Raw genomic sequence first — 16224 nt, forward strand, 5'->3', positions numbered from 1 at the left:
AGGCGCCCCCACCTCGCCGCGCGTAACCGTGCGCCGCATCGTCGTATCGCGAAGTCATGAAGGCATCCCCTCTTCGCCGAGTGCGAGCTTCTGGCGATCTTTCTTGTCGGCCAACGGCGCTTCGGGCTGAAGCTCCATGTTCGCGATGAAGCCACCGCGCGGGGTCTCCGCGACGAACGTGATGGCGCGCGCCAGATCCGCCGCGCGCAGGAAGTAGTCGTGGCGGGCCTGGCCCCACTTGGCCCAGTCCTCGAGCGCGGGGCCGATCTTCTCGGCCGGCAGGCTCCAGCCCATCGACGTCTTCGTCGGGCCGGGATGCACGATCGAGGCCCGCACGCCGGTGCCCTCGAGCTCCATCTGGAAGTTGGTGACCATCGCAACCAGAGCGGCCTTGGCCGCGCCGTAGGCGCCCATGTGCGGCCGCTGGCGCAGGGCCACATCGGAGCCGACGAAGATCAAATCACCGCGCTGGCGCTCCAGCATGCCGGGCAGCACCGCGGCGGCCAGCCGGTTGGCGCCGACCAGGTGGATCTGCAGCTGCGACTCGAACTCGTCGGTGGTGATCTCGGCGAGTTTGCCGAAGTAGGTGTCTCCCGCGCCGGCGACCAGGACCTCGATATCGCCGAGCGCGTCGATCGATTGCGCGACAAAGGATTTCACCGAATTAGGGTCGGTGACGTCCAGGTGGAACCCGACCGCCTCGCCGCCTTCGGCGTTGATCTTGCCGACGATGTCGTTGAGTTTCTCGACCCGGCGGGCGCCGAGGGCGACCGGGAAGCCGTGCGCCGCGAGTTCGATGGCGGTGGCCTCTCCGATGCCGGAGGAGGCGCCGGCCACGATCACCGGTCGGCGTTCGGGCAGGGGGTCAAAGCGGGGCATTCAGCGGACCTCCACGGTCATGGGTAGGTGAGCGAATCCGCGGACATTGCTCGAGTGGACGCGGACGGCGTTGGCCTCGTCCACCTCATATCCGCGGATTCGCTTGAACAACTCGGTGAGCGCCACCCGGGCTTCCATCCGGGCCAGATGTGCGCCCAGGCAGAAGTGTGCGCCACTACCGAAACTCAAGAGCTTGGGGCCGATTTCGCGCCCGATCACAAAGTCGTCGGGGTTGTCGAACACCCGCTCGTCGCGGTGGCCCGAACCGGGCAACAGCAGCAGGACGTCGCCCTCGGGAATCGTGGTGTCGTAGAGGGTGAGTTCCCCGGCCACGGTGCGGGCGAGGATCTGGCTGGACGTGTCGTAGCGCAGGGTCTCTTCGACCCACAGCGGCACCCGCGACAGGTCCGAGTAGACCGGCGTCAGTTGGTCGGGATTCCTGTGACCCCAAAACGCGGCATTGGCAAGGAGTTTGGTGGTGGTCTCGTTACCGGCGATCACCATCAGGAACATGAACCCGAGGACTTCCTCGTCGGTGAGCCGGTCGCCGTCGATCTCGGCCTCCAGCAGGGCCGAGGTCAGATCGTCGGTCAGCTGCTTGCGCCGTTCGGCCACCATCCCCTGGTAGTAGACGATCAGGTTGATGGAGGCCTCGACAGCCTCCGGCGGCACGTCGGTGACGCCCTCCTCGCGGTGCATCACCCCGTCGGCCCAGGCCCGGACCTGGGCGCGGTCCGGCTCGGGGACGCCCATCAACTCGCTGATGACGTCCATGGGCAGCTTCCCGGCGAACTCGTCGACGTAGTCGACGGTGCCACCCTTGGCCCGCTCCAGCATGGTGTCCAGGTGCTGCGTGGCGATCTCCGTCACGCGCGGCTCGAGCTCGCGAATCCGCCTGGGGGTGAATCCTTTTGACACCAGGGTCCGCAGCCGCAGATGCGCGGGATCGTCCATCGCCAGAAACGACATGGTTTTGGACGCGTGCGGCCCGCGCGATGCCGGATCCAGCGAGACGCCGTACTTGTTGGACAGCGTCGTGCTGTTGCGGAACCCCTGCAGCACGTCTTGGTGCCGCGACAGCGCCCAGAACTTGAGGTCCTCGTTGCGATACAGCGGGGCCTCGTCGCGCAGCCGCTTGTAGTACGGGTACGGATCTTCGTGGAAGTCGTAGTCGTAGGGATCGAGGACCAACTCGTGGTCGCCAACGTGAACGGTCATTCGGTGCTTTTCTCCTGGCTTGTCTCGCCCGCGCCGGTGAGGATCAGCCGCACCACGTAGGCCAGCCGATCGGCGATCTCGCGGTAGGTGAATTCGCCGCTGCCGGCCTGCACCAGCGCGCCGAAGAAGGACATCTCCAGCGCGGATACGGCCGTGGGGTCGGCGTCGGGGCCCATGGCCGAGGTGATGCGGCGGTGGATCTCCGCGCCGATCCGGTCCCGCGCGGCGGCCACCGCGGGCTCGGCGCCGCCGCTGAGCAACGCCGTCGTACACGCGGCACTGACCTCGGGCTCGTCGGCGACCACCAGGGCCAGGTGCCGCAACACCTGTTCCACCCGGTTGGGCATCGGGTCGTTGACGTCGGTGAAGTAGGGGACCTGCCGTACCAGGTCCAGGTAGACCTCGGCGATCAGGTGGTTCTTCGACGAGAAGTAGGTGTAGGCGGTGGCCGGGGCGACTTTCGCGCGGGCCGCCACCGCGCGCACCGTCAGGTCGGCGTAAGACTTCTCGCGCAGCGTCTCGATGCCGGCGGCGAGCACCTTGCGGAAGGTCTCCTCCTGGCGGCGGTTGCGCGCCGGGCGACCGGTCTGGAGCTCGGCCTGCGACGTGATCGCCACCAGTGCATCGCTGGACACATGTCCAAGCTATCGGACTGACTCGGACCGAAGCAAGCCCGATCAGTAAACATGCCGGTTAATGTGCCGTTTTGCGAGTCCATACCGCAGTCGGCGAGATCGGCCCTTGCACCGCCGACGGCCCGGCGGCTATGGTTCCATCGGAGAATATCGGACAACTGTCCACTGAAATGTCCGTTGGAATTCGGGTATTCGATTTGGTCCGCACAGACGGGAGCGGGAGATGGCCTTGCTGGCCGACGGCGTGAGCGCACTCTTCATCGACGGCAAGATGTCGCCCGGCAGCGCCGGCACCTTCCCGACGATCAACCCGGCGACCGAGGAAGTGCTCGGGGTCGCGGCCGACGCCGACGCCGACGACATGGGCAGCGCCATCGACGCCGCGCGCCGCGCTTTCGACGAGACGGACTGGTCACGCAACACCGAGCTGCGGGTGCGATGCGTGCGCCAGCTGCAGCAGGCGATGCAGCAGCACCTCGAAGAGCTGCGCGACCTGACCATCGCCGAAGTCGGCGCGCCCCGGATGCTCACCAGCATCGCCCAGCTCGAAATCCCGGTCAGCGATCTGGCGTTCGCGGCGGACACCGCCGAATCCTACGTTTACAGCCAGGATCTCGGCCTAGCGTCACCGATGGGGATCCCCACCCGCCGCACCATCGCCCGTGAGGCCGTGGGCGTCGTCGGCGCCATCACGCCGTGGAACTTCCCCCACCAGATCAACCTCGCCAAGATCGGGCCCGCACTGGCCGCCGGTAACACCGTCGTCCTCAAGCCCGCCCCAGACACCCCCTGGTGTGCCGCCGTGCTGGGGGAACTCATCGCCGAGCACACCGACTTTCCGCCCGGCGTCGTCAACATCGTCACCTCCAGCGATCACAGCGTGGGTGCGCTGTTGGCCAAAGATCCACGAGTGGACATGATTTCGTTCACCGGGTCGACGGCCACCGGCCGCAGCGTGATGGCCGACGGCGCGGCGACCATCAAAAAGGTCTTCCTCGAACTGGGCGGCAAGTCGGCGTTCATCGTCCTCGACGACGCCGACTTGAGCGGTGCCGTGGGCGTGGCCGGATTCTCGGTCTGCATGCACGCCGGGCAGGGCTGCGCGATCACCACCCGGCTGGTGGTACCGCGGGCACGCTACGACGAGGCCGTCGCCATCGCGGCCGCCACCGTGGGGGGCATCAAGGCCGGGGACCCCACCGACCCCGGAACCATCTGCGGGCCGGTGATTTCGGCGCGCCAGCGCGATCGGATTCAGGGCTATCTGGACTCGGCCCTCGCCGATGGCGGGACATTCGCGTGCGGAGGCGGGCGGCCGGCCGACCGTGACGTCGGCTTCTTCATCGAGCCGACCGTGATCGCCGGCCTTGGCAACGATGCCCGCTGCGCGCGCGAGGAGATCTTCGGCCCGGTCCTGACGGTGATCCCGCACGACGGCGACGACGACGCCGTGCGCATCGCCAACGACTCGCCGTACGGGCTGTCGGGCACGGTGTTCGGGGCGGACCCGGACAGGGCGGCGAGCGTCGCCGCGCGGGTCCGCGCGGGCACGATCAACGTCAATGGCGGCGTGTGGTATTCGGCCGACGCGCCGTTCGGCGGTTACAAGCAGTCCGGAAACGGCCGGGAGATGGGCCTGGCCGGTTTCGAGGAGTACCTGGAAATCAAGACGATTGCGACAGCGGTCAACTAGAGGGGTTTGAAGCATGCGATTCGAGAACAAAGTCGCCATCGTCACCGGCTCCGGCGGCGGCATCGGCCAGGCCTACGCGGAGGCGCTGGCCCGGGAGGGCGCCGCGGTCGTCGTGGCCGACATCAAGGTCGAGGCGGCCGAGGGAGTGGCCAAGCAGATCGTCGCCGACGGTGGCACCGCCCTGGCCGTTCCGGTCGACGTGTCCGACCCGGCGTCGGCCAAGGCGATGGCCGACCGCACGCTGGCCGAATTCGGCGGCATCGACTATCTGGTCAACAACGCGGCGATCTTCGGGGGCATGAAGCTGGACTTCCTGCTCACCATCGACCCCGAGTACTACAAGAAGTTCATGAGCGTGAACCTCGACGGTGCGCTGTGGTGCACGCGGGCGGTCTACAAGAAGATGGCCAAGCGCGGCGGCGGGGCGATCGTCAACCAGTCGTCCACGGCCGCGTGGTTGTACTCGAACTACTACGGCCTGGCCAAGGTCGGCGTCAACGGGCTGACCCAGCAGCTCTCCCGCGAGCTGGGTGGCCAGAACATTCGGATCAACGCGATCGCGCCCGGGCCCATCGACACCGAGGCCAACCGGACCACCACGCCGCAGGAGATGGTCGCCGACATCGTCAAGGGTTTGCCCCTGTCGCGCATGGGAACTCCCGAGGACCTGGTGGGCATGTGCCTGTTCTTGCTGTCCGACGAGGCGTCGTGGATCACCGGGCAGATCTTCAACGTCGACGGCGGGCAGATCATCCGGTCATGACTGAGCACGCGAAGCTCGGCTACATCGGCCTGGGCAACATGGGGGCGCCGATGGCCACGAGGATGACCGAATGGCCAGGCGGGGTAACGGTTTACGACATCCGGCCAGAGGCGATGACCCCCCTGGCCGAGAAGGGCGCCGGCTTGGCAGACAGCGTCGCCGACGTCGCCGCCGCGGACATCATCCACGTCACCGTCTTGGACGACGCCCAGGTGCGCGAGGTCGTCGGCGAATTGGCGGCCCACGCCAAGCCCGGCACGGTCATCGCGATCCACTCGACCATCAGCGACACCACGGCCGCGGAGCTGGCCGGCCATCTGAAACCACGGGGCATCCATATCGTGGACGCACCGGTCAGCGGCGGCGCGGCCGCCGCCGCCAAGGGTGAGCTCGCCACCATGGTGGGGGCCGATCGCGAGGTGTACGAGCGGATCAAGCCGGCGTTCAAACACTGGGCGGCCGTCGTCATCCACGCCGGTGAGCCCGGTGCCGGCACCCGAATGAAGTTGGCCCGCAACATGTTGACTTTCACGTCCTATGTGGCAGCGTGCGAGGCCATGAAACTGGCCGAGGCGGCGGGACTGGATCTGCAGGCGCTGGGCCGGGTGGTGCGTCACACCGACGCCCTCACCGGCGGGCCGGGAGCCATCATGGTCCGCGACGACATGAACGACCTTCCGCCAGAACACTTCCTGTACCAGCCCTTCATGCACACCCGCGGTCTGGGGGAGAAGGACCTGAGTCTGGCGCTGGCGCTGGGCGAGGCCGTGTCGGTGGACCTGCCGTTGGCCCGGTTGGCCTACGAGGGGCTGGCGGCCGGCCTCGGGGTTCCGCACAAAGAGAAAGAGGCGTGATGGACGAAATTCGCCGCAAGGGCCTCGAGAAGATGAACGAGGTGTACGGCTGGGAGATGCCCAACATCGAGGGCGACGCGTACTTCGACCTGACCGTCGACCACCTGTTCGGCAGCATCTGGACGCGGCCGGGTTTGTCGATGCGCGACAAGCGCATCATGACGCTGACGGCGGTGACCGCGGTCGGGAACCGCGACCTGGCCGAGATCCAGATCAACGCCGCGCTGCTCAACGGCGAGCTCACCGAGACCGAGCTGAAGGAGATGGCCGTCTTCCTCACCCACTATCTCGGGTTCCCGCTGGGTTCGGCGCTCAACGGCGCCGTCGACGCCGTCGTCGCCAAGCGCAGGAAGGCCGCGGCCAAGGGCGCCGCCGAGGACAAGAAGGCCAACGTGGACGCCGCGCTGAAGATGCATTCCGGCGACAAGGACTGATCCGAATACGGGTGCCGTGGGCGCGCGGCGTTTTCCCGGGCTAGTCTGACGTGTCGTGCGAGTCCTGGTAATCGGTTCGGGCGCCCGTGAACATGCGCTGCTGCTGGCGCTTCGGAAAGACAAGCAGGTCACGGGACTATTCGTCGCTCCCGGCAATGCGGGCACCGCCCGGGTGGCCGAGCAGCACGACGTCGACATCAGTTCGGGCGACGACGTCGTCGCCCTGGCCCGTGACGTCCGGGCGGACCTGGTGGTCATCGGTCCCGAAGTGCCGCTGGTGTTGGGTGTGGCCGACGCGTTGCGCGCCGCCGGCATCGTCTGCTTCGGGCCGAGCAAGGATGCCGCCCGGATCGAGGGGTCGAAGGCGTTCGCCAAGGAGGTGATGGCCGCGGCGGGCGTGCGTACCGCGGCCAGCGAAACCGTCGACAATCCCGCCAATTTGGATGCGGCCCTGGACCGGTTCGGGCCTCCGGCGGGCGACCCGGCCTGGGTGGTGAAGGACGACCGGCTGGCCGCCGGCAAGGGCGTGGTGGTGACCGCGGATCGCGGCGTCGCCCGCGCGCATGCCGCCGCACTGCTCGAGGCGGGCCACCCGGTGCTGCTGGAGTCGTACCTGGACGGTCCCGAGGTATCACTGTTCTGCGTGGTCGACGGCGAGACCGTGGTGCCGTTGTTGCCCGCGCAGGACTTCAAACGAGTCGGCGAGGGCGACACCGGGCCCAACACCGGTGGCATGGGTGCCTACGCGCCGGTTCCCTGGCTTCCCGACGACGTATACCGGGACATCGTCGGCAACATCGTCGAACCCGTTGCGGCCGAGATGGTTCGGCGGGGCAGCCCGTTCTGCGGCTTGTTGTACGTCGGACTGGCGATCACCCCCGACGGGCCGGCCGTCGTCGAATTCAACTGCCGGTTCGGCGATCCGGAGACCCAGGCGGTGCTGGCCCTGCTGGAATCGCCGCTCGGGCAGCTGCTGTACGCGGCGGGTACCGGCAGGCTCGCCGACTTCGAAGACCTGCGTTGGCGCGCGGGCGCGGCCGTCACGGTGGTGTTGGCCGCGGAGAATTATCCCGGCCGCCCCCGGGTCGGGGACGTGATCGCCGGCTCGGAAGCCGAGGGGGTGTTGCACGCCGGTACGGCGCGGCGCGAGGACGGCGAGGTGGTGTCATCGGGTGGCCGGGTGCTCTCGGTGGTGGGCACCGGCGCCGACCTCGCCGCGGCCCGGGCACAGGCGTATGACCTGATGAGGTCGATCCGATTGCCCGGCGGCCACTTTCGCGGTGACATCGCGCTCCTGGCCGCCGAGGGCAAGATCAGCGTTTAGCACCCCGCGGCCTGGCCGTCGCGACGCGGATCGCTCGCCGCACAGTAGCCGGCATCGAGCCGCCAGATCGCCTGGCAGCTGCCGAACTGGTTGTAGTCGTCCACCGCGACCAGGTCGTGCCCGCGGCGGCGAAGCTCGTCGAGCGTCGCGGGTGGGAAGCCTTTCTCGCAGGCGACCTGCAGGCCCTGCACCCAGCGGAAGCGTGGGCCGTCACAAGCGGCCTGGGGGTTCTGCCCGTGGTCGGCGATGCGCACCATCACCTGGGTGTGGCCCTGAGGTTGCATCGTTCCGCCCATCACGCCGAAGCTCATCACCGGGGCGCCGTCTTTGGTGACGAAGCCGGGGATGATGGTGTGGTAGGGGCGTTTGGCGGGCCCCACCCGGTTCGGGTGTCCTTCGGCCACAACGAAATTCGCGCCGCGGTTCTGCAATGATATGCCGGTGCCGGGCACTACGACGCCCGATCCGAACCCCATGTAGTTCGACTGGATCATCGACACCATCATTCCTGCGGCGTCGGCGGCGGTCAGGTACACGGTTCCCCCGCTCGGCGTGCCCGCCGACGCCGGCTTCGCCCGCGCCCGATCGATCAGGGCCGCGCGCTGCCTCAGGTAGTCGGCATCGAGCAGGCGTTGTGGGTCCAGCGGCATGTGCTCGATGTCGGCGACGTAGGCCTGCGCGTCGGCGAAGGCCAGCTTCACCGCCTCGATCTGAAGGTGCACGCTGTCGGCGGAATCGGCTGCCAGCGAAGCCATGTCGAAGTGCTCCAGGATGCCCAGGGCGATCAGGGCCACGATCCCGTGGCCGTTGGGCGGGATCTCGTGCACGGTGTAGCCGCGGTAGGTGCCGCTGATGGTGCCCACCCAGTCGGCGCGGTGAGCGGCGAGGTCGCCGGCCCGCATCGCGCCGTCGTTGGCCGTTGCGTGCGCCTCCAGTTGGGCGGCCAGCTCCCCGCGGTAGAACGCCTCCCCATTGGTCGCGGCGATCTTCTCGAGCGTGGCGCCCTGGTCGGAGAAGCGGAACCGCTCACCGGGTTTCGGTGCCCGCCCGTCGGGCATGAACGCCGCTGCGAATCCGGGTTGCTTCTCGAACAGCGGTACCTGTGCCTTCCATTGGTACGCGACGGTCGGTGATACCAGGAAGCCGTTGCGGGCGTAGCGGATTGCGGGCTCGAAGAGTGCGTCGAACGGGAGCTTGCCGAACTTGGCGTGCAGTTCGGTCCATGCCGACACCGCGCCGGGCACGGTCACCGCGTTCCAGCCGAGCGCGGGAACGGCTCTGCCGCCGAAGTATTCCGGTGTCCAGGCGGCGGGCGAACGGCCAGAAGCGTTCAGCCCGTGCAGTTGCCGACCATCCCAGACGATGGCGAAGGCGTCCGAGCCGATGCCGTTGGACACCGGCTCGACGACCGTCAGGGCGATGGCGGTGGCGATGGCCGCATCGACCGCGCTGCCACCGTCGGCGAGCATTCGAAGGCCCGCTTGGGCGGCCAGCGGTTGTGACGTGCACACAACGTTTTCCGCCAAGATCGGCGTCCGCGGCCAGGCGTAGGGGAAGTTCCAGTCGAATGGTGCGGTCACCCTGCGATCGTCGCACGAGCCTTCGACTGCACCCAAGGCGGAAGCCCGGCGAAAGGCATTGTGTTGCCGCCGGATCTGATATCGCCCGCGCTATCAAATCCGAGCGTCGCACGGTGCCAGGGTCATGGTGTTGGAGTGACTCGTGGGGCGCGGGGTCGACGCAACATGCTCCTAGGCCGTCAGTAGCGGCGCCATCCAGGTCAGCTCGGCCGGCAGCTGCGAGCTCCAGAACTCTCCGTTGTGTCCTCCGGGCGAGAACCCGCCCGCGGGCGGGTGGGGCAGTTGCGCGATGAACTGCTTGGTCGCGGCGTAGAACGGGTCGCTGTCGCCACAGTCCACCCGGATCGGGATCGACGCCAGCGCGGGCATGCCGAACACCGAGTTCGCGGCGAAGTCGTCGGGCCCGTCGAACGCGCCCGGCGCCGCCGCGCCGGGGGAGAGCCACAGTGCGGGACTGACCGCGCAGATCGCCGCGGTGCGTGCCGGACCCAGCCGGCCGCCGAGCAGCAACGCGCCGTACCCGCCCATCGACCAACCCAGAAACGCCACCCGCGAGGTGTCCAGGTTCTGGCCGCCGAGCATCGGAATGAGCTCGTCGAGCACCATGGCCCCGCTGTCCTCGCCGGAAGCCCGCTTGTGCCAATAGCTGCCGCCGCCGTCGACGGCGACCACCGCAAACGGCGGCAGCCCCGCGTTGACGGCCTGCGCCAGACCCTGTTCCACGCCGCCGGCCATCACCGTGGAGGCGTCACTGCCCTTGCCGTGCAGCGCGACCACCGGCCGCAGCGCCTTGGTCTGGCCGGGCGGGCGCGCGATGGCCCAGTTGGTGTTGATCCCGCCGCGCGCCGCCGAGACGAAGGAACCGGTCACCATGGTGGGCGCGGGTTGTCCCGGCGGAGCGGGCTCGCGAGGCGCGCTCGGCGGCGGCGCGAGCGGCGCCTCGGTGCCGGCCGGTGACAGCGGCAGTGCTTGAGATGGCCGGGGCTTGAACAGGATGTCCAGCCCATACGTGCCCACTGCGCCCGCGGCGGCGCCGGCACCGAGGCCCAGCAGGGCGCGGCGGCTCAAGTCGGGCATGCCGGCCATCATGCCATGTTGGTCTGGCTGGCCGTTTGGCGGAAATGGCAATGCAGTACCACTTTGACTGGCACGATGGCTACTCGTGACGTCAGCAGTCACTCCCAAGGGAGAGCGTCGGCGGTATGCGCTGGTGAGCGCCGCGGCCGAGTTGCTCGCCGAAGGCGGATTCGAGGCGGTGGGTCACCGCGCGGTCGCTCGGCGGGCCGGCCTGCCGCTGGCGTCGACCACGTATTACTTCTCGTCCCTTGACGATTTGATCGCGCGGGCCGTCGAACACATCGCGATGATCGAGGTGGCGCAGCTGCGGTCACGGGTGTCTGCCCTGTCCCGGCGTCGTCGCGGACCCGAAACCATCGCCGAGGTGTTGGTCGACCTGCTCGTCGGAGACGTGTCCAGCCCGGGGCTCAGCGACCAGTTGATCTCGCGCTACGAGCGACACATCGCGTGCACCCGGCTGCCCGCGTTGCGCGAGACCATGCGTCGCAGCCTGCGCCAGCGCGCCGAGGCGGTGGCCGAGGCCATCGAGCGATCGGGCCGCACGGTGCACATCGAGTTGGTGTGCACGCTGATCTGTGCGATTGACGGTTGCGTGGTGTCGGCATTGGTGGAGGGCCGCGATCCGCGCGCGGTGGCGTTGGGCACGGTGATCGATCTGATCGAGGTGCTCGCGCCCATCGATCAGCGGCCGGTGCGGTCGGCCGGCAACGACGGCGTCACGATGCATCCGGTGGCGAAGTCGCCGTAGATGGTCACGTCCGCCGGGCAGCGTTGCGCGAACAACGCCACGTAGGCACAGACGACGGCATCGACCGGATCCTCGGCGCGGCGCAGCTCGGATTTGCGCTGGGCGGTGGTCACGCGGTGGCGGAGCCGAACCCAATCTTCGTGGCCCGCCACGTGCAAGGGCACCGCAGCGTGCGCGAGCTTTTCGACGCCGTCCATCAACACGAGCAGCTCCGCTTTGAGCTGGTCGATTCCCCGGCCGGGCTTGGCCTTGTACTTGAGCGTTCGCGCCAGCCGGAAGAACACCACGGTCGCCGGATGGGGGTAGACCTCGATGGCACGGCGCGGGGCCGATGACCGCGGGTCCAGGTCGAGCCCCATCGCGTGTGCCAGGCGCGCCGCACGCGGCCCGTCGGCGAACTCCGGTTTCGCCGTGTTGGCCGGGTGTGCGCCGGCCTCGAACCTGCGAAAGTCGCGGTTGAGCGCCGCCTCGGCGGGACGCTGGCCCGTCGGGTTGGTCACCACCAGCGGCGCGTCGAAGGCGACCAGGCAATCCCCCCGCACATAGGGGGACAACGCGGCGAGCACCTCGGCGTCGTCGCCGGCCGCGCCGACGTGCACGAGGAGTCCCCCCGAGTCGACGACCGCGACCCCGGTGGGGTTGCGCCCGGCCCAGGCCAGATCGACGCCGGCGAAGTACATCCTGCCTAGGGTAGGGCGGCGGATCGTAAGCTCTATGTCTGTGAGCATTCCGAATGTCCTGGCCGCCCGGTACGCCAGCGCGGAGATGGTCGCGATCTGGTCGCCGGAGGCCAAGGTCGTCGCGGAGCGCCGGCTGTGGGTCGCGGTGCTGCGGGCGCAGGCGGAACTCGGGGTGGACGTTCCGCAGGGCGCCATCGCCGACTACGAGCGGGTGCTCGAGGACGTCGATTTGTCCTCGATCGCGGAGCGGGAGCGGGCGCTGCGCCACGACGTCAAGGCCCGCATCGAAGAGTTCAACGCGCTGGCCGGTCACGAGCACGTGCACAAGGGCATGACCAGCCGCGACCTGACCGAAAACGTGGAGCAGCTGCAGATCCGGCGATCCCTGGAAGTGGTCTTCTCCCATGGGATCGCGGTGGCGGCGCGGCTCGCCGAGCGTGCGGTGGCCTACCGCGACCTGGTGATGGCCGGGCGCAGCCACAACGTCGCCGCGCAGGCCACCACGTTGGGCAAGCGGTTCGCGTCCGCCGCGCAAGAGACGCTGATCGCGCTGACCCGGCTGCGCGAGCTGATCGACCGCTACCCCCTGCGCGGCATCAAGGGCCCGATGGGCACCGCCCAAGACATGCTGGACCTGCTGGACGGCAACCCGGCCAAGCTGGCCGAACTCGAGTCTCGCGTGGCCGAATTCCTCGGCTTCGCAACCGTTTTGACCAGCGTCGGACAGGTGTATCCGCGTTCGCTCGACCACGACGTGCTCTCCGCTCTGGTGCAGCTCGGTGCCGGCCCGTCGTCGATGGCCCACACCATTCGGCTGATGGCCGGGCACGAGCTCGTCACCGAGGGATTCGCCCCGGGCCAGGTCGGCTCCTCGGCGATGCCGCACAAGATGAACACCCGCAGCTGCGAACGGGTCAACGGGTTGCAGGTGGTGCTGCGCGGTTACGCCTCGATGGCCGCCGAGCTGGCGGGCGCGCAGTGGAACGAGGGTGATGTGTTCTGTTCGGTGGTGCGCCGGGTTGCGTTGCCGGACAGCTTCTTTGCCATCGACGGTCAGATCGAGACGTTCCTGACCGTCCTCGACGAGTTTGGCGCCTACCCCGCGGTGATCGCCCGCGAACTGGATCGCTACCTGCCGTTCCTGGCCACCACCAAGGTGCTCATCGCCGCGGTCCGCGCCGGCATGGGGCGCGAGGCCGCGCACCATGTGATCCGCGAACACGCGGTCGCCGCGGCCCTGGCCATGCGCGAGCGCGGCGCCGAGCCCGACCTGCTGGAGCGGTTGGCCGCCGACGAGCGGCTGCCACTGGACCGGGCGGCGTTGGATGCGGCGCTCGCCGACAAGGAGGCGTTCATCGGTGCCGCCGGTGACCAGGTGGACGAGGTGGCCGCGTTGGTGGACGCATTGGTGAGCCGCTATCCGGACGCCGCCAAGTACGCGCCGGGCGCGATCCTGTGACTCTCGCCGGCGCGCTCGCGGGGATCGACTTCACCGATCTCGACAATTTCGCCAACGGTTTCCCGCATGAGCTGTTCGCCATCCACCGGCGCGAGGCCCCCGTCTACTGGCACGAGCCAACGGAGAACACGCCCGACGGCGAAGGCTTTTGGTCGGTCGCCACCTATGCGGAAACGCTTGAGGTGCTGAAGGATCCGGCGACCTTCTCGTCGGTCACCGGCGGCGGGCGGCCGTACGGCGGCACGCTGTTGCAGGACCTGGCCATTGCCGGCCAGGTGCTCAACATGATGGACGACCCGCGCCACTCACAGATCCGGCGACTCGTCAGCTCGGGGCTGACGCCGCGAATGATCCGGCTGGTCGAAGACGACCTGCGGGTGCGGGCTCGCCGGCTGCTGGATGCCGTGGTGCCCGGTGAACCGTTCGACTTTCTGGTCGACATCGCCGCGGAGCTGCCGATGCAGATGATCTGCATCCTGCTGGGAGTGCCCGAGTCCGAACGGCATTGGCTGTTCGAAGCCATCGAGCCGCAGTTCGACTTCGGCGGTTCGCGCAAGGCAGCGCTTTCTCAGTTGTCGGTCGAAGAGGCCGGGTCGCGGATGTACGACTACGGCCGGCAGTTGATCGCATCGAAGCGGGCGCAGCCGACCGAGGACATGCTGTCGGTAGTCGCGAACGCGATGGTCGACGATGCGGATGCGCCGTCGCTGTCGGATCTCGAGCTGTACCTGTTCTTCAGCCTGCTCTTCAGCGCCGGCGCCGAGACGACGCGCAACGCGGTTGCCGGTGGTCTGCTGGCGCTGGCCCAGCATCCAGATCAACTGCGGGCGCTGCGTGCGGATCTCGACGCGCTGCCGACCGCCGTCGAGGAGATCGTGCGGTGGACGTCGCCGTCACCGTCCAAGCGCCGCACCGCCACCCGCGAGGTGACGCTCGGCGGTCAGTCCGTCGAGGCGGGGCAGAAGGTTCAGATCTGGGAGGGCTCGGCGAATCGCGACGCCGCCGTATTCGAGCGCGCCGGTGAATTCGACATCACCCGAAAGCCGAACCCGCACCTGGGATTTGGCCAAGGCGTGCACTATTGCCTGGGCGCCAACCTGGCCCGGCTGGAACTGCGGGTGCTCTACGAGGAGCTGTTTTCGCGGTTCGGGGCCGTGCGGGTGGTCCGGCCGGTGGAATGGGCTCGCAGTAACCGGCATACCGGCATCCGGCACCTGGTGGTGGAACTCTTTGAGGACCCGTGAGGGTCGGGCGCGCCGATGTCGAGCCGACACCGGACGTCTTCGCCGCCGTGATGGCAACCGGGATCCTGTCGATCGCCGCCCGCGACCACGGCTACGGCCGCATCAGTGACACGCTGGGCGTCGTCGCGACCGCCGGCCTGGTCTTCCTGGTGGTTCTGGTGGTCGCGACGACCCTGGGCGGCCGTCGCAGGTCGCGCTGGGATCTGACGGATCCAGATGTCACCCTTCGGTTGTTCACCTTCGTCGCCGCCTGCGCGGTGATCGACACCCGGCTGCAGTCCAACGTGTGGGCGTTGCGGGCGCTCGGCGCGGTTGCGCTGTGCTCGTGGCTGGTGCTGATCGGGCTGAGTTCGCGGAACGTGGTGTCGCGCCGGTGGGCCACGCTGCGTTCGCACGCCCACGGGGCGTGGGAACTGGGCAGCGTGGGGACCTCCGGGCTGGCGATCGTGATCGCCCGGGCGGCGTATCACACCGGCCATCGCTGGTGGCTGGCCCCGGCCGTGGCGGTGTGGGTTTCGGCCCTACTCATCTACGCGCTGACGACCTGGCTGATCCTCTGGCGGGTCGTCAGCGAGCGGCGGTACCGGGAGGGGGGTTGGAGCCGGACAGCTGGATCCTGATGGGCGGCATGGCGATTGCGACGCTGGCCGGTGACAGCATTCACGCGCTGGCTCCGCCGTGGCTGGCCGGGCCGGTGCGCACTGTCACCGTCGTGACGTGGTTGGCGGCGACCCTGTGGATACCGCCGCTGATCTACCTCGGCCTGCGCCGCATCAGCGGCCGTCCCAACATGCTGCGGTTCGCCGGCGTGTGGTGGGCTTTCGTCTTTCCGCTCGGCATGTATTCCGCGGCCAGTTATGCCATGGCGGCCGAGCTCGGCCACCGGTCGTTGCTGACGGTTTCGCTGGTGTTCTTCTGGGATGCGTTGGCGGCCTGGCTGGTCGTCGTCGTGGCCGGTCTGCTGCTCTTCGGCCGCGCGCAGCTACATTCCGCGAATCGAGATGCCGGCCGCCCGTAATTCGAGCGCCGCCAGGGCGCGGATGGTGAGTGGGTCTTCGCGGCGCCACCCGCCGACCGGGTCCGCGCTGATCGCGGCGAGCTGCCCCGGCGGCCGGTTGGTCAACGCCCGCAGGGCCAGCAGCTGCTCCCCGGCCGGGGACGCTGCCAGGGCGCTCACCGTCAACTCGCGTCGAAAGAACCGCAGCCGCAGCAAGAGCCACGGCACATCCGCCATGAGGATCGGGACCGCGACGACGGCCATCGCGAGCAGGATCGCCAGCCAGCTCGCGGTGGAGTCCAGGTCGTGGCCCGCGCCGGCGAGGTCCAGCGCTGCCTGACTCGCGGAGTTCAACGGCTTGCTGACCGCGTCCCCGACGACCGGGATCTGCTGGGCGCCGTGGCCCGCCGACGCCAGGTTCCCGGCGATGCCGTGCGCCCCACTCTCGACCTGCCGGCCGGCCTCGGCGATCGTCGACACGGCGTCGTACACCGCCAGCCCGACGAGCAGCCACAACGCCGTCCACATGATGACGGCGACGTCGCTGAGCAGCTGGGCCATCAGTCGACCGGGGCGGGTGGAATAGGGCAGAAACCGCGGTGTCATAGTCCCGATCCCAGCACAGCTCCCGACGCATGT

General features: G+C 68.7%; 15 protein-coding genes and 1 pseudogene. 9 read left to right on the forward strand and 7 right to left on the reverse strand.

Annotated features, from left to right (window positions below):
- Nucleotides 1-54 precede the first annotated feature (54 nt).
- Genes U8D42_RS25510 through U8D42_RS25520 form a run of 3 tightly spaced genes read right to left on the reverse strand, consistent with a single transcriptional unit; the run spans nucleotide 55 to nucleotide 2732 of the window.
- Entirely contained in the window at nucleotides 55-879 is an 825-nt protein-coding gene (locus U8D42_RS25510) for an SDR family oxidoreductase (protein ID WP_322860486.1), read from the reverse strand.
- On the reverse strand, nucleotides 880-2097 hold the full coding sequence (locus U8D42_RS25515; protein WP_322860487.1) for a cytochrome P450: 1218 nt from the start codon (nucleotides 2095-2097) through the stop codon (nucleotides 880-882).
- Nucleotides 2094-2732 (reverse strand): TetR/AcrR family transcriptional regulator, encoded by a 639-nt coding sequence (locus tag U8D42_RS25520; RefSeq protein ID WP_085243038.1) that lies wholly within the window; start codon nucleotides 2730-2732, stop codon nucleotides 2094-2096. Before U8D42_RS25520 ends, U8D42_RS25515 begins: the two co-directional genes overlap by 4 nt.
- 223 nt (nucleotides 2733-2955) lie before the next feature.
- On the opposite strand from U8D42_RS25520, the gene U8D42_RS25525 reads away from it, so the two are divergent.
- The 5 genes from U8D42_RS25525 to purD are packed head-to-tail and all read left to right on the forward strand — an operon-like array spanning nucleotide 2956 to nucleotide 7800.
- Nucleotides 2956-4425, forward strand: coding sequence for an aldehyde dehydrogenase (locus tag U8D42_RS25525; protein ID WP_322860488.1), 1470 nt, complete (start codon nucleotides 2956-2958; stop codon nucleotides 4423-4425).
- 13 nt (nucleotides 4426-4438) lie between these two features.
- A complete protein-coding gene (locus U8D42_RS25530) occupies nucleotides 4439-5188 on the forward strand; it encodes an SDR family oxidoreductase (protein WP_322860489.1) in 750 nt (249 codons plus the stop codon).
- Nucleotides 5185-6042, forward strand: coding sequence for an NAD(P)-dependent oxidoreductase (locus U8D42_RS25535; RefSeq protein ID WP_085243035.1), 858 nt, complete (start codon nucleotides 5185-5187; stop codon nucleotides 6040-6042). The genes U8D42_RS25530 and U8D42_RS25535 overlap by 4 nt, the downstream gene beginning before the upstream one ends.
- A complete protein-coding gene (locus tag U8D42_RS25540) occupies nucleotides 6042-6476 on the forward strand; it encodes a carboxymuconolactone decarboxylase family protein (protein ID WP_085243034.1) in 435 nt (144 codons plus the stop codon). The genes U8D42_RS25535 and U8D42_RS25540 overlap by 1 nt, the downstream gene beginning before the upstream one ends.
- A gap of 55 nt (nucleotides 6477-6531) precedes the next feature.
- Entirely contained in the window at nucleotides 6532-7800 is a 1269-nt protein-coding gene (gene purD, locus U8D42_RS25545) for a phosphoribosylamine--glycine ligase (protein ID WP_322860490.1), read from the forward strand.
- Here purD and U8D42_RS25550 read toward each other — a convergent pair.
- Together U8D42_RS25550 and U8D42_RS25555 are read right to left on the reverse strand one after the other, a co-directional pair.
- Nucleotides 7797-9380: a gamma-glutamyltransferase family protein gene (locus U8D42_RS25550; protein ID WP_322860491.1), complete on the reverse strand. Its 1584-nt coding sequence runs from the start codon at nucleotides 9378-9380 to the stop codon at nucleotides 7797-7799. The two genes, purD and U8D42_RS25550, sit on opposite strands and share 4 nt — an antisense overlap.
- Nucleotides 9381-9551: 171 nt before the next feature.
- Nucleotides 9552-10469, reverse strand: coding sequence for an alpha/beta hydrolase-fold protein (locus U8D42_RS25555; RefSeq protein ID WP_322860492.1), 918 nt, complete (start codon nucleotides 10467-10469; stop codon nucleotides 9552-9554).
- Nucleotides 10470-10542: 73 nt separating this feature from the next.
- Between U8D42_RS25555 and U8D42_RS25560 the strand changes: the two genes are divergently transcribed.
- Entirely contained in the window at nucleotides 10543-11205 is a 663-nt protein-coding gene (locus U8D42_RS25560; protein ID WP_085243030.1) for a TetR/AcrR family transcriptional regulator, read from the forward strand.
- On the opposite strand, the gene U8D42_RS25565 is transcribed toward U8D42_RS25560, so the two are convergent.
- Entirely contained in the window at nucleotides 11139-11885 is a 747-nt protein-coding gene (locus tag U8D42_RS25565; protein ID WP_322860493.1) for a DUF429 domain-containing protein, read from the reverse strand. The two genes, U8D42_RS25560 and U8D42_RS25565, sit on opposite strands and share 67 nt — an antisense overlap.
- Nucleotides 11886-11925: 40 nt before the next feature.
- Between U8D42_RS25565 and purB the strand changes: the two genes are divergently transcribed.
- From purB to U8D42_RS25580, 3 genes and pseudogenes are all read left to right on the forward strand, one after another.
- The gene (gene purB / locus U8D42_RS25570) at nucleotides 11926-13344 is read left to right on the forward strand and encodes an adenylosuccinate lyase (protein WP_085243029.1); all 1419 of its coding nucleotides are present in this window, start codon (nucleotides 11926-11928) and stop codon (nucleotides 13342-13344) included.
- Nucleotides 13341-14588, forward strand: coding sequence for a cytochrome P450 (locus U8D42_RS25575; RefSeq protein ID WP_322860494.1), 1248 nt, complete (start codon nucleotides 13341-13343; stop codon nucleotides 14586-14588). The genes purB and U8D42_RS25575 overlap by 4 nt, the downstream gene beginning before the upstream one ends.
- Before the next feature lie 50 nt (nucleotides 14589-14638).
- Nucleotides 14639-15606, forward strand: a pseudogene (locus tag U8D42_RS25580) (tellurite resistance/C4-dicarboxylate transporter family protein).
- Here U8D42_RS25580 and U8D42_RS25585 read toward each other — a convergent pair.
- On the reverse strand, nucleotides 15571-16191 hold the full coding sequence (locus tag U8D42_RS25585) for a hypothetical protein (RefSeq protein ID WP_322860495.1): 621 nt from the start codon (nucleotides 16189-16191) through the stop codon (nucleotides 15571-15573). The pseudogene U8D42_RS25580 and the gene U8D42_RS25585 sit on opposite strands and share 36 nt — an antisense overlap.
- Nucleotides 16192-16224 lie beyond the last annotated feature (33 nt).

It is taken from the genome of Mycobacterium europaeum (genome assembly GCF_034555895.2).
Taxonomy (GTDB): domain Bacteria; phylum Actinomycetota; class Actinomycetes; order Mycobacteriales; family Mycobacteriaceae; genus Mycobacterium; species Mycobacterium europaeum.